Origin of the sequence: Promicromonospora soli, assembly GCF_014653785.1 — a bacterium.
Classification (GTDB): Bacteria; Actinomycetota; Actinomycetes; order Actinomycetales; family Cellulomonadaceae; genus Promicromonospora; species Promicromonospora soli.
The window spans coordinates 343,507-356,146 of the sequence record NZ_BNAS01000002.1 but is presented as its reverse complement, the minus strand read 5'-3'; the positions used below and the strand labels follow the sequence as shown (position 1 = coordinate 356,146).

General features: G+C 68.4%; 14 protein-coding genes and 3 tRNA genes. 5 read left to right on the top strand and 12 right to left on the bottom strand.

All coding sequences use genetic code 11. The features are described 5' to 3' along the window. Positions 1–2: 2 nt before the first annotated feature. A complete protein-coding gene (locus IE250_RS07415) occupies positions 3–446 on the top strand; it encodes a hypothetical protein (RefSeq protein ID WP_189668642.1) in 444 nt (147 codons plus the stop codon). A gap of 158 nt (positions 447–604) precedes the next feature. On the opposite strand, the gene IE250_RS07410 is transcribed toward IE250_RS07415, so the two are convergent. The 3 genes from IE250_RS07410 to IE250_RS07400 all read right to left on the bottom strand — a co-directional run bounded on the left by IE250_RS07410 (position 605) and on the right by IE250_RS07400 (position 1,018). Beyond that, positions 605–677, bottom strand: a tRNA-Phe gene (locus IE250_RS07410). 51 nt (positions 678–728) lie between these two features. Then, positions 729–802, bottom strand: a tRNA-Asp gene (locus IE250_RS07405). A 143-nt stretch (positions 803–945) separates the two neighbouring features. Then, positions 946–1,018 (bottom strand) — tRNA-Glu (locus tag IE250_RS07400). A gap of 100 nt (positions 1,019–1,118) precedes the next feature. Here IE250_RS07400 and IE250_RS07395 point away from each other — a divergent pair. After that, positions 1,119–1,463, top strand: a complete 345-nt coding sequence (locus IE250_RS07395; protein ID WP_189669140.1) for a metallopeptidase family protein — start codon at positions 1,119–1,121, stop codon at positions 1,461–1,463. Positions 1,464–1,543: 80 nt separating this feature from the next. On the opposite strand, the gene IE250_RS24415 is transcribed toward IE250_RS07395, so the two are convergent. Further along, the gene (locus tag IE250_RS24415; protein ID WP_229872237.1) at positions 1,544–2,827 is read right to left on the bottom strand and encodes a M15 family metallopeptidase; all 1,284 of its coding nucleotides are present in this window, start codon (positions 2,825–2,827) and stop codon (positions 1,544–1,546) included. A gap of 582 nt (positions 2,828–3,409) precedes the next feature. Between IE250_RS24415 and IE250_RS07385 the strand changes: the two genes are divergently transcribed. Next, positions 3,410–3,964, top strand: coding sequence for a putative antibiotic biosynthesis monooxygenase (locus IE250_RS07385; protein ID WP_229872236.1), 555 nt, complete (start codon positions 3,410–3,412; stop codon positions 3,962–3,964). Between the two features lie 57 nt (positions 3,965–4,021). Here the strand turns inward: IE250_RS07385 and IE250_RS07380 are convergent, their stop codons facing one another. Next, entirely contained in the window at positions 4,022–4,873 is an 852-nt protein-coding gene (locus tag IE250_RS07380; RefSeq protein WP_189668640.1) for a glycerophosphodiester phosphodiesterase, read from the bottom strand. A 190-nt stretch (positions 4,874–5,063) separates the two neighbouring features. On the opposite strand from IE250_RS07380, the gene IE250_RS07375 reads away from it, so the two are divergent. Together IE250_RS07375 and IE250_RS07370 are read left to right on the top strand one after the other, a co-directional pair. After that, on the top strand, positions 5,064–5,570 hold the full coding sequence (locus IE250_RS07375; protein WP_189668639.1) for a hypothetical protein: 507 nt from the start codon (positions 5,064–5,066) through the stop codon (positions 5,568–5,570). Positions 5,571–5,640: 70 nt separating this feature from the next. After that, complete coding sequence (locus IE250_RS07370; protein ID WP_189668638.1) at positions 5,641–6,333, top strand: PIG-L deacetylase family protein; 693 nt, start codon at positions 5,641–5,643, stop codon at positions 6,331–6,333. 7 nt (positions 6,334–6,340) lie between these two features. Here the strand turns inward: IE250_RS07370 and IE250_RS07365 are convergent, their stop codons facing one another. From IE250_RS07365 to IE250_RS07335, 7 genes are all read right to left on the bottom strand, one after another. After that, positions 6,341–6,859 (bottom strand): TrmH family RNA methyltransferase, encoded by a 519-nt coding sequence (locus IE250_RS07365; RefSeq protein ID WP_189668637.1) that lies wholly within the window; start codon positions 6,857–6,859, stop codon positions 6,341–6,343. 196 nt (positions 6,860–7,055) lie between these two features. Continuing rightward, complete coding sequence (locus tag IE250_RS07360) at positions 7,056–7,520, bottom strand: SRPBCC domain-containing protein (protein ID WP_189668636.1); 465 nt, start codon at positions 7,518–7,520, stop codon at positions 7,056–7,058. Then, positions 7,517–7,846: an ArsR/SmtB family transcription factor gene (locus IE250_RS07355; RefSeq protein WP_189668635.1), complete on the bottom strand. Its 330-nt coding sequence runs from the start codon at positions 7,844–7,846 to the stop codon at positions 7,517–7,519. Before IE250_RS07355 ends, IE250_RS07360 begins: the two co-directional genes overlap by 4 nt. A 404-nt stretch (positions 7,847–8,250) precedes the next feature. Further along, the gene (locus tag IE250_RS07350) at positions 8,251–8,679 is read right to left on the bottom strand and encodes a DUF2750 domain-containing protein (RefSeq protein WP_189668634.1); all 429 of its coding nucleotides are present in this window, start codon (positions 8,677–8,679) and stop codon (positions 8,251–8,253) included. A 1,002-nt stretch (positions 8,680–9,681) separates the two neighbouring features. Next, a complete protein-coding gene (locus tag IE250_RS07345) occupies positions 9,682–9,957 on the bottom strand; it encodes a hypothetical protein (protein WP_189668633.1) in 276 nt (91 codons plus the stop codon). Between the two features lie 139 nt (positions 9,958–10,096). Then, entirely contained in the window at positions 10,097–10,579 is a 483-nt protein-coding gene (locus IE250_RS07340; RefSeq protein WP_189668632.1) for a hypothetical protein, read from the bottom strand. Positions 10,580–11,204: 625 nt separating this feature from the next. Beyond that, positions 11,205–12,401 carry a PIN-like domain-containing protein gene (locus tag IE250_RS07335; protein WP_189668631.1) on the bottom strand — a complete coding sequence of 399 codons (1,197 nt, stop codon included), beginning with the start codon at positions 12,399–12,401 and terminating at the stop codon, positions 11,205–11,207. Positions 12,402–12,640 lie beyond the last annotated feature (239 nt).

Here is a 12,640-nt window from a genome sequence, read left to right as displayed (position 1 = left end):
ACATGGACGCAAGAAAAACCAACGCTAGGCCGACCAGGAACCGACTGGTGGCTGGATGTCTTCTGGCGGTTCCGCTGCTCTTCTTGGGGGTCGCTCCGGCGGCTGCAGATCCGCCCACGGAAGAGGTCCAGCCCCTGGATGTTTTCGACGACGTGAACCCGTGCACGGGTCTCATTCACACGGTGACCATCGCCACAACCTTCTCCGTGCATGATCACCAGGGCACGGAGGTCTTTACCGGCGATTCAGTCATCTCGACGAGCACAGGGTTCTCTGGACAGGGGACGGCCTCGTTCACGGGCAACAGCCAAGTCGAGAGGTTCCACTTCATCGACATGCTGACCAACGACGAGGGCGATCGCATCCAGGCGAAGGGCATCTTCGTGCTCGACCTCTCGACCGATACGGTGAGGGTCGACCGCTTCGATCTGGTCTGCGTCGGCTGACCCCATGCTCAAGTGGGGGAAGTCCTGAGCGACGCTCCCCGGTAGAGCGGGCACCGAATGTCATGCAGTTTGTCATGCAAGATCAAAACGGAGCGGCCCGCACACTCTCGGAGTGTGCGGGCCGCCCCGTTACCGCAGGTCAAGCGGTGTTTTTGATGTGGCTCCGACCGGCGTCGATCCGGTGACCTTTCGATTTTCAGTCGAACGCTCTACCAACTGAGCTACAGAGCCCTAGCGCGAACGCCCGGATTGTCGAGACCGACGATCCGGGCGCCTCTCGCGCGACCCTGACGGGACTTGAACCCGCGACCTCCGCCGTGACAGGGCGGCGCGCTAACCAGCTGCGCTACAGGGCCTTGGTCGCTACCCGCGACCGGGGGGCTCGTTTCGAACCGTGAGGATCCTAACCCACCGCGGGCCCGAATCTGAAATCAGATTCGGACACCGCTCGGATGAACTGCCTCACAGCAACCAAACTCGGCTCTTGCGAGCCCTTGCGTACCCCCAACGGGATTCGAACCCGTGCTACCGCCGTGAAAGGGCGGGGTCCTAGGCCGCTAGACGATGGGGGCTGGGACCTGGCAAGTCTACAGGCGCTCGGAGGCCCCGCTGCACGGTCCGGATCTGGGCCCCCACCTGCCGTTGGTCGGGGATGATGGGTGTGTGGTGGAGATGACCCGGGAGGACTTCGAGACGGCCGTGAGCGAGGGTCTTGACCTCGTTCCGCCGGACCTCGCGGCGCAGATGGACAACGTGGTGGTGCTCGTCGAGGACGACGCGCCCGCGGACGACCCCGAGCTCCTGGGGCTCTACGAGGGTGTGCCGCTCACCGAGCGCGACCACATGTGGGCCGCCGGTGCGCTGCCGGACCGCATCACCATCTTCCGGAACCCCACGCTCGCGATCTGCGAGACGCGCGACGACGTCATCGAGGAGGTGGCCGTGACCGTGGTGCACGAGATCGCCCATCACTTCGGGATCGACGACGACCGCCTCCACGAGCTCGGCTGGGCCTGACCGCCCGCCCCGCGCACAGCAGAGCGCCCGCCCGGCGGTGCCGGACGGGCGCTCTGCTGCGTAGGCAGGGATGCCGCGGGTCAGTACGTGGTGCCGTACTCCCAGTGCCAGGGCTCCGGCTTGCTGCCGCCGGGCTCGGCCCAGGCCGGATGCTCCCAGCCGTACTTCCCGGCGTTGGCGGCCATCCAGCTGTACTCGGCGCTGCCGAACGACTCGATGCCGCCCGACAGGTCGACCGCCTGGCCCAGCCCGTGGTTCGACGTGCCTGGCACGGCGGCCAGGGCACCCCTGGAGGCGGCGACCGCCACCTGGTCGGCGTAGGAGCGGTAGCCGTCGGCCACCCCCAGGTTCCGGCCGAACGCGGCACGGAAGGCGCCGTTCAGGTCCTCGAGCGCGGCCGCGGCGTCGCACCGCAGCTGCTCGCCCGGCACCCAGCTCAGATCGCAGAGCACGCTCGACGGGATCTGGCCGTTGCCGTAGCCCTTCGCGGCCTCCGCCATGGCCTTGGCCTCCGCGGCTCGGGCAGCGGCCTCTTTCCTGGCCCGAAGGGCCGCGCGCTCGGCGGAGCGAGCCGCACGGGCGGCGCGCGCTTCAAGGACGGCCTTTCGCGCGGCGGCGATCTCCTCGGGCGTGGGGCCGGCCTTCACGGACACGACAGCGTCACCGTCGGTCCTGGTGATGAGCCGCTGGAGCGACGTCGTCGCCTTCGCGATCCGGTCGGCCGACGGCGCCGCCGTGGTCACCGACACCTCCGCGGTGTCCACCGTGTCCGAGGTCTCCTCGTCCGCGGCCTCGGCCTCGGGGTTCAGCTCGACCTGGTCCGCGAGCGGTGTGCTGAAGATCGGAAGATCGACGGCCGTCTGCTCGATGATCGGGGTGACGCCCGTCGCCGCGCCGGCCAGGTTCGTCGGCCTGGTAGCAGCGGGCGCTGCGGCGTTGTCGGCCTCGGCAGTGGCCGCGACGTCCGTCGCGCGCTCCGCGAGCGGCGCGCGGTCGCTGTTCCTGGAGGCGGCGCCGGTCTGACGGGTCCCGACGGCGGTACCGGCGGCGCGGGCCTGTGCCAGCACGGTTCGCAGGTCGTCGGTGGCCGCTCGGAGCTGCTTGCGGTCCTTGGCGCTGAGGTCGCCCTCGCGGGCGACATACTCGGCGTCGGTCAGGACGGCGTCCGCCTTCTGAGAGGCGGACCTCACCTCTGGGTCGGTGACGACGGCGCTGGTGATGGCGACGGCGGTGGGCTGCACGGCCGGCTCAGCGGAGACCGGGGAGGCGGCGTCGCCGTCGTGCCCGGTGAAGCTGACCGCCGCAGTGGTGGTCAGGGCGACCGTGGAGAGGGCGGCCGCGAGCGCGAAGGACGAGCGGCGCACCACGTGGCTGGATCGAGCGGAGTGTCCTGCAGCGGGGACTGCTGCATGCGCGCCCTGAGCGCCCGGGCGTCGCGTACGACGGGGGACGAGGACGTGGTCGGTGTGCCTCAAGGGCGCTCCAGACACTGGGGGGCAGGGACAAGGCACACGCTGCGGTGCGCGACGGGGTTCGGCGTCTGGGGCACGCTGGACTTCCGTTCTGCGGCTCGGCACGGGCGACACCGTGAGGGGCGAATCCCTCGGGCGGATGGCGTCGCATGCTCCGGCTGCTGTCAGGCCACGGCGCGCGACGTGTCGCGGTGTCATGGCGGTGCCACGAAGAGCTTGGCTCGAAGGCCCAGGGGGTCAGCTCTTCATGGCAGCGCTCCCATGTTGAACGACCGTCCAACTGTTATGTAACCCCCTCTGTGGAGGCATGCCTCACAAAAGCTGCGCGCAGACAGTGGCGTACGCGTGAAGGGCGGACAACCCGGGTGTGAGCGCTCACATTTAGGCGCGCGGGGGCCAATGCACGAGACTTCGAGCATGGCCCACCAAGATCAGGCCGCGAACGGATCCGTGCCCACCCCCGCCGGACAACCCGTGACCGTCTCAATCCACCGCATAGTCAACCCCGACCACATTCCCGAGGTCACCCGCTGGGTGCAGTCGGGTGTCAACCTCGCCAACCGCTGGGACGGCTTCCTCGGCTCGGGCTGGATCCGCGCCGCCGAGGGATCACGCGACTGGCACATGCTCTACCGCTTTGCCGACGCCGACCGGCTCGCCGCCTGGGAGCGGTCCGCCGAGCGCGGCGACTGGCTCGCACGGGGCACCGGGCTCGTCGAGGAGCTGCGCTACCAGCAGCGGACCGGCATCGAGGGCTGGTTCGACGATCCGGCCCGCACCGACGAGCCGGCCGACGTCGCGGCCTCCGTCGTGCCGCCGCGGTGGAAGCAGGCCACCAGCATCTGGCTCGGGTTCTTCCCGGTGAACCTGCTGTTCACGGCCCTGTTCACCTACCTGGTGCCCGGGTGGGGAGACGTGCCCCTCGTGCTCAAGGTGCTGATCTCGACCCTGATCCTGACGCCGATCATGGCGTACTGGGTGCTGCCCTGGGTGACCCGGCGCCTGCACGGCTGGTTGCACCGGACGTAGCGCCCGACGTGCCGGACGCCCAGGTCACACGGTGCCCTGGGACGTCCGACACTCGCGTCAGGCCCGGCCCGCGGCCACCGGCTGCTGAACCGGCGCGTGCCGCGTCCGCCGCATCCGAATCCCGCTCCGGCCCGGCACCGGCAGGGGCGCGACGCGGTCGGTCCGCCCCGCGAGCCAGCCGGCGAGCCGCTCGGGGCGGTCGGTGATGACCGCGTCGACGCCTGCGCCGGCGTCGGCGGTCACGAGTGTCGTCCATGCGGCGGGGTCGTTCGCCGTCCAGGACATGACCCGCAGGCCCGCGGCGTGCAGGCGGGACACGAGGCGCGGGCTGCCGGCGACGGTCGAGACCGACGGGTTGCAGGCCACGACATGGAGGCGCTCGCACAGGCGCAACAGGCCCGGCGGGTCGAACGAGACGAGCAGGCCGCCCGGCAGGTGCGGCGCCACGTCGCGCACGGTGGCAACGGTGCCCGGCCGGAAGCTCTGCACCAGGACCCGGCCGTCGAACCCGGCGCCGCTGATCGTCCCGGCGACCCGCTCGACCTGCTCCGCGCCCCACGAACCCTTGAGCTCGAGCAGCAGGTCGGTGTCCGGGTGGCGGGCGAGCACGCCGAGCACGTCACCGAGCGTGGGGACACGCTGCCCCGAGAACGCGGGGGAGAAGTACGATCCGGCGTCGAGCCCGAGCACCTCGTCCGCGGTCAGGGCGGAGACCTTGCCGGTGCCGTCGGTGGTGGCATCGACGGTCTCGTCGTGGATCACGGCGCCCACGCCGTCGGCCGTGGGCTGGAGATCGATCTCGACGGCGTCCGCGCCCGCGCGGCACGCGGCCTCGACCGCGGCGAGCGTGTTCTGCGGGGCCACCGCGGAGTATCCGCGGTGGGCGATGACTGCGGGACGAGCGGTCATGCTGGCCTCCGGTTCGGCGGTTCTGTCGCCACGTTAAGCCTCCGACGGACGCCCTTCCCAGCACCACCGTGCGAATTCGGGGAGAGTTCCAGGGCAGTTCACCCGGCGGCCCCGATGACGCCGCGTCGGCCACCCGGGCGAAACCCGCCGGATGCGCAGACTCCCAGCGCCGGGTGGTTTCATGTGGGCCATGGTCCGAACCGTTACGCACCTTTCTCCCGGCCTCCGGGCCCGCGGAGCGCTCGCGGCTGTCACCGCGACGCTCGTCCTGCTCGCTGGTTGCTCCACGGGCGGAGCCGACGGCGAGGCGGACGCCGCGGCGAGCACGTCGTCGTCGGGCAGCGCGAGCGCGACGCCGACCAAGAGTCCCGACCGGGACGCGCCCCTGAGCGCGGACCAGGCGTGCGCCGCCATGTACGTCGACGGCGACAAGACGCTCGAGGAGCGCATCGGCACCGCGCTCGTCGGCGCGAGCGACGGGCTCGACGCCGCGTCCGCCGACCAGATGCACGCGATGGCTATCGAGCTCGGGCGGCTCCAGCCGCGCGTGCCTGAGGAGTTTCAGAGCCCGGTCGAGAAGATCCGGGCGCCGTTTCTCCAGCTGCAGGAGACGCTCGACCTGGCTGAGACGGGACAGGTCGAGCTCGACATCGCGTCGACGGTCGAGGGCCTCAAGGAGTACGAGAAGCTCTGCTGACGCGCCGCAGACCCGCGGCCCGCCGGGCGCCCACCCGGCATCGGCGCCGCTTCCCGCCTACCGTCGAGGGATGAACGGCTCCCCCGACCGAGTGCTGGCCATCGGCGCCCACCCAGGTGACGTCGAGATCGGTGCCGGGGGAACGCTCGCCGCGCACCAGGCCGCAGGGGACCGGGTCACCATCCTCACGCTGAGCGGCGGCTCCGTCGGTAGCGGGGCACGGGAGCGCCACGCGGAGGCGCGCGCCGCGGCCGGGGTCGTCGGCGCCCGGCTGATCCACCTCGACTTCGAGGACACCCGGCTCGACGTGGCCGCCGGGTTGATCGCCGCTGTCGAGCAGGCCATCGCCGAGCTGCGGCCGGACCGGGTCTACACGCACAGCGTCCATGACCGGCACCCCGACCACCGGGCCACGCACGAATCGGTGGAGATCGCGGCGCGCGGGGTGCCGAACGTCGCGTGCTTCCAGAGCCCGTCGTCGACCATCGACTTCCGGCCCGACCGGTTCGTCGACGTCGAGGAGTACCTCGATACGAAGCTGCGCATGCTCGCGGCGTTCACCACACAGGGATTCCACGACTACATGCAGGCGGACGTCGTCCGCGCCGCAGCGCGGTACTGGTCGCGGTTCGGCGTCGGCCGGTTCGCGGAGCCGCTGGAGACCGTCCGGTCGAGCGTCGGGCACGCCCCGGCGCTCGGGCCGCTGGGGGAGCTGGCCGCTAGGCATGACCGCGCATTCCCTGACCCGCCGCCCCTGCGATGACCTGATGTCACGAGAGGCCTGCGAGGCGGTAGACCACCAGGCTGCCGGCCACCGCGACGTTCAGGCTCGCACCCCATCCGGCCATGGGGATCTCGACGCACTCGTCGACGTCCGTGAGTACCTCGTCGGGGACGCCGTGGTGCTCGTGCCCGAGCAGAAGGACGGTCGGGGTCCGGGCGGGCTCGAGACGAGGCAGCGGCGTGGCGCCGTCGGCCAGCTCGACGGCGACGAGCCGGAAGCCGCGGGCACGCTGCTCGCCGAGCCAGCCCTCTTTCGACGGCGCCACCCAGTGGATGCACGGTCGACGCTGTCGCAGGGTGTCTCCCCGTGCCAGGGCTTCCTTGTAGTGGGGAGTTCGGGGGACGGCGAGACATGCGCCGACGGCGTCGCAGGTGCGCAGCAACGTCCCGAGGTTCGCGTCGTACGCCACCCAGAGCGGAGCGACGATGAGGTGGCCCCAGCATCCGTGCTGCCGAGAGCGTCGTCGTCGGCGGAGCTCGGTGGGCTTCGACTTGGCCCCGCTCACCAGATCGTGGAGGGGGCTCCAGGAAGAATGAACATGTGTAGGTGCCTTTCAGCGGCGGCACCGGTCCATCGAAATCGGCGAACGACTCGCCGGGCGTCGCTGACGCTACACCGAAGCGCATGGCCGGGACCAGTGCTTTCGCGCAGGTGAGGGTGTACCACCGGACGCTCGTGACGCCGGACCTTCATCGTCCGGCTCAGCTCTCGACCAGCCCGGCCAGCTGTGCGGTAGTGGTGCCCCAGCCCTCGGCGAAGCCCAGCTCGGCGTGCCGGGCGCGGGCGGCGGGATCGCCGTGGCGCACGATGATCCGGTAGTCGGTGCCGTCCGGGTGGTCCCGCAGGACGCCCTCGGCGGTCATGGCGACCGGTGCGGGGCTCGCGGGGCGCCATCCGCCGTCGACCGCGTTGGTGAACACGATCCGCTCGTACTCGTCCACCACGAGGAAGCAGGCGTCCAGGTGGGGGACGAACGCCGCGCCGTCGTCGCTCATGGACGTGACGAATCCGCCGCCAGGACGGACGTCGAGGCGCTCGACGCGGCAGTGCGTCGGGGCGGGCACCCACCACTGCGCGAGCTTGGCCGGATCGGTCCACGCGTCCCAGACCTGCTTGCGGGGTGCGCGGATGATCCGGTCGATGCCGAGATCGAGCTCGGGATTCATGACTCCTCCTCGGTGACGAACTTCTCCAGGCGATCGGTGCGGTCGGTCCAGATGCGCCGCTGCTCCGCGAGCCAGTCCTCGACGAGCGCGAAGCGCTCCCGGTTGAGCTCGCAGGTGCGGACCCGGCCCGACTTCGCTGTGCGGATCAGGCCGTTCGACTCCAGCACGCGCACATGCTTCATGAACGAGGGCAAGGTCATGGGGGCGTCACCGGCGAGCTCTCCGACGCTCGCCGGCCCGCGACCGAGCCGCCGGACCACTGCGCGCCTCGTCGGGTCGGCGAGTGCCTCGAAGACGCCGTCGAGCACGGCTGAATGCTGAGCCATGCGGCTAAGTATCGACCTGAGAAGACACTTAGCGCAAGGGCTAAGTGTTGGCAAGGGTCTGACCGCTGACGGCGGCGTGGGTGGGCCCCCCGGGGATCGAACCCGGAACCCGCGGAGAAGTGGAACGTGCGGCTCGTGAGGAGTTCTGCGGCCTGGACTCGCAGTGGTGTTCCCGGTCGTTCTGTGTGGTCTTGGGCGGACGTCGCACACAACATCGCACATCGGATCGGCTGCCTGTGCGGGCTTGTGTCCCAGTCATGTTCCCAGCTCGGGGTCCCTGATCCTCCGTCATCCGTTGGCGCGGGGCACGTCTCGGACATCGGTTCTGCCGGTAGTGCAACAGGTCCCGCCCGCCAGGTCTGGGTGCGGTGGTGCNNCCGGCGGGTTCGGTGTCAGGGTCCCGATCAAGCCGATGGATGGCGGAGGGGCAGGGACCCCGCGGTTCCCTCGATCCTCTTGATTCCCGGGTGCCCGCCGGAGGCACGCTCTATGTCGAGCCTCGTTTCGACCTCTTCCGGCGACAGGTCATACCCGGTGGCGCGTGCTCCGGCCCAGTTGACTCCGACCTTGAGTCCGTCGCGGCTGAGCCCGGGGAGCCACTTGGTTTGGAAGTCGTCGAGCGGGATGCTGACCACCTCGAACGGGTGGTACTCCGGCGAGATCTCGCGTACTCGTTCCGCGCGAGTACGGAGAGACCAGAAGGGCATGGCCCGCTCACCGCTAGCGTTCATTGGCGCGGGCATCCCGTCGGCGTCGCGGACGGTCCAGACCGCTCCGTCGCGGATCGCTTCGGTGAAGAACCGAGCGCTGTTCGCAGCACTTGGTGTCGTCATGAGCGGAGTCTCTCACTGTGGCGGGGCGATGGGTGATCACGCCTGCGCTGGCTTGAAATGAAGCGGTCCCGGAGCTGAGTCCGGGGCCGCTTCGTCGTTCTCGGGTTCGGCTCGCTGGGTGGGGTGCGGTGGGGTGCGCGGAGGCGCGAAGCGCCGCAGCGCGGGGCCCCATCGCGGGGCCCCGCCCAGGCGGGCCGAACGCGCGGCGGAGCCGCGCCTTGATGACGCAAGACGTATACATGGGGCGGCGGATCATGGGTGCGCTGAAGAGTCCGCTCGACGGCTTGTTTCCGCAGGCAGAGGGCAGCATCGATGTCGGGGAGTCGGCATGAGCCGCTGGGCGACGTCGCACATCTCGTCGCACATTTCGGCCGGTGGTTCGCCGCGTCGCGTTGGGCCTCGCGATGACTGCCCTGGTCAGAGCACTACAGAGGTGGGCCCCCCGGGGATCGAACCCGGAACCCGCGGATTATGAACCGGACGGTCCCATCCGATAACCGCTGGGTCGCGACAGGTGCCATACGGTGCAGCGGAGCGGCTGACGGCAGTGCTGTAGATATACATACATGCTCAGCGCCTGCCGGTCATTCCGTTGGGTATCCGCTGGGCGGTCGAACCCCGCGGCTGGAAGGCACCTTGCTACATGTGTTCGAATGACGGTGCACAATGATCCTGTGAGCGGCGGCAATCGGTACATCGGTCGGGGCGCTGGCCTGGACCCTGTGCCGATGCGGGCCGATGCCCAGGGAGCGCCTGGTAAGGCGCGAATTGACCAGCGCGAGAGCCGCCGAGCCGATACCGGTGTGGGTGTGGCTTGTCCTGCGCGAGGCGGGGGACTACAGGGCCAAGGCGGAGGCGCTAGCTTGGACCAACGATCAGGTCTCGGTGCGGTACATCGATCCCCTTGGCCGGGAGGGGTTCGTCTGGGTGTGGGCCAACGCCGTACAGTGCCGATGAGCCTGCATGGGGCAGCGTCGCCAGCGCGAAACCATAAGCCGGGTGTCACTCAGACTGGGCTATTTCTGCTGCAAGGCTCATGATTTCGGTGAGGTCACCGTCGAGTCCTCGGACGATGATCCCGGCCTGATCACTGCGATCCTTCGAGGTCCAGGAGGCTTGCCCACCGATCCCCTGGCCCGTGGCCCACATGGGCGAGTCGCCGTCGCGGTGCCAGGCTGTGGGCTCGTCGTAGACCTCATCGAGAACCGCGACGAAGTTGAGCGGCGCGGGACCCGGAGAACGGCCAAATAGCCCGCGTGGCGGGTCTGCCACCGACATGCTTCCAGGCCGCCGTCTAGGACGCGGTCCTCCCGCTTCACGATGTCCGAACTCAGCAGCTCTGCCACGGCGTCGGTGAAGAGTTACGACTTCCGTGGTAGCCGGGAGGTACTACCTCCCGGCTACCCGACCTGTGGTGTTACTTATCGTTGTAGGCGTAGCCGCTCCACTCACTGCACAAGTCGGTAAGGTTCGTCCGGTTGACGCACGCCTTGATGCGTACCCGACTGCCCTTGCCGCCCTTTGCGTTCGGGGAGGTGCTGTGCTCGTAGAAGTCCTTGTTGCACTCGCCCCAGTTGGGATAGCCGCCATAGAACTCGCAGCGCCCCGTGCGGTAGGGCTGCCATTCGTAGTTGCTGTCGCGGAGGTTGTTCGACCACAGGATGTAGACGGACCAGCCATCGGGCTCGCCGTCGTGCACGAAGATCTTGTCGCCGTACTTCTTGAAACATCCACCTCCGCCGGGAGTCGGTGTCCCGATACAGAGTTCCATCGTCCCCGAAGGGCTCGTGCTGTCCGCCCTGTCGTACTCCTCCACCGCGTGAGCGGGTGCAGCAATGCCCAGAGCCAGAGCGAGGCCGAGCACGATCGCGGCCGCTCCCGCCCTTTTTCGAGTGCGCATTTGAGATCAACTCCCCCATCTTTTGAATGTACGGATGCATGTAAACCACACCCGGGCACCGTTCTTGACCACTGCCAGTCTCCGGCAATTCTCGGTAGTCAGACCGCTTCGGGTGTCGACACGAAATCTAGGCGTCAACGATTGCAGGAACCTTGCAGGAACCTTGCAGGCGACTTGTGGCGGCAACCATTCCGGCGTCCAATCCTTCGCCTGTGGCCGCCGACGCGGTCCGCGCATCGCGTGCACCCGACGTCACCCAGCGCTCCACGATGCGGACTGTCTGGCGCAACCCGCGTTCCGTGAGCGCTGCCGATATGGCTCAAGCGCACCGTCCATGTCCGCGCCGACATGGACCCGGCCGCCCGAGCCCGCACGCTCGCCCATGGATCTGTGTATTGACCTGTAGACCTGTGGATAACCCCTGTGATCTTGTCCCCATGCACCTATCCGCAAGCTGCAGTTCCGTCCCCGGTTATTGGCGTCCCTGCAGGTCAGGTTTATGTTTTGACGAATCGCCGTCGGTGTGGTGGGGCCCGTACGCACGTTCGATAGGTCCATCCACATCGCGGGTCGCTGTACGTGCACCGACTTACTCTCAAGTCGAAGCAAGCCACAGCGGCCCGGGTCAATCGTCGTCGGCGCCCTCGTCGTCGAGGGTCGTACCGCGCGCTTGACCACCAGGTTCATGGTTGGAGAGTCCGCCTACCGAGTCGAGCGCCTTTTGGATGCGTTCCAGCTCGGACGTGTAGCCAGCGACCTTGGACAGTCCGCCTACCGAGTCGAGCGCCTTTAAGATGCGATCCTGCTCGGACGTGTAGCCAGCGAGTGCAGAAAGTGGAAGCCCGCCTTCCCACTCCAAGACCCTGCGGATTGGCTCCCGGGCGCGACGCGAGGATTCGCTGTCCGCAAGACTCTTCTCGGCGAACTCGACTGCTCGGCGTTGAGCATCCTGCTCCTCAATCTCGGCGATCTCGTCGACAGCCCCTGCCTCGACGGTCACGCCATATGCAGCCTTGACGGTCTTAATGAACTCGAGCAGGCTCAGTTGCTGGTAGGCATGCCCGGTCTGCTCGGCGAACTCCTCGACAAGTTCCCGTCTCGGGCGCGGACGCCCACCCGGAACCTGCTCCCACCAGTCGTTTTTCGAATCGTTAGTCACGAGAAGGACATCGCACTCTGACTGCGCGGCGTGTTCGAGCACTTCCGCCCAGATCAGGTAGTCGCCCGCCGCACGAGTCGGGTGAGTCTTGGTCTCGATGTCACGGAACCCTGGGGGGATCTGGTTGGGCACGCGCCATTGGTGAAAGTCCTCCACGCGCTTACGCAACGTGAGCGGGTCGGGCTTTGGTGCCAACCGATCGCCGTACAGCTCGGTGAGGCGATAGACAACCGGGTCATCGTCCTCGTCGATGATGGCCCGATCCCGGTCCCGCAATTTTCCGAGCGTGGTCTTCAGCCTGTTGAGCGAGCCGTCGACCTTCTTACCGACCGCCCCGCGACTCTCCTGGAACTTCTTGCCGGTTCCGAACACCTCACGCACGTCCCTCCGTGCTTCTTCCAGGATCGCAAGGGCTTGGTCGTACGCCTGCGAAAGCGCCGATCTGTTCTTCTCGTGATTGCGGAAGAATTCCACGCCCACCTGGTACGGCATCCACAGGCGGTCCTGGACGGCCTCAAGGGCTTCCAGCGCCGTGTCGCGCGTGCCGACGCTGTAGCGGTACGGCTCCAGGAGAGCGCTCGTGTCCACGACGATGGTTGCCGTCTTGACGAACGTCACTGGATCGGGGAGTGCTGGCGGCTCCGGATCGAAGTGTCTACGCACGCTCGCCACGCTAACGACCCGCGCGTCCCACCGCACTGATTCCAGAGGTGAAGACCGTGCCCTCGTCGTCGGGAAGGGTGCCTGGCCGCTACCGCGCGCTAGCGATGGGTTTCCGCTGGATCCGAACCCAATAACGCGGTCACCTCAGGTCGGAAGTTAGTCCTGACCTGGGTGACGGTGGGCCCCCCGGGGATCGAACCCGGAACCCGCGGAGTCCTGTCGAAGTGCGGACGTGAGGA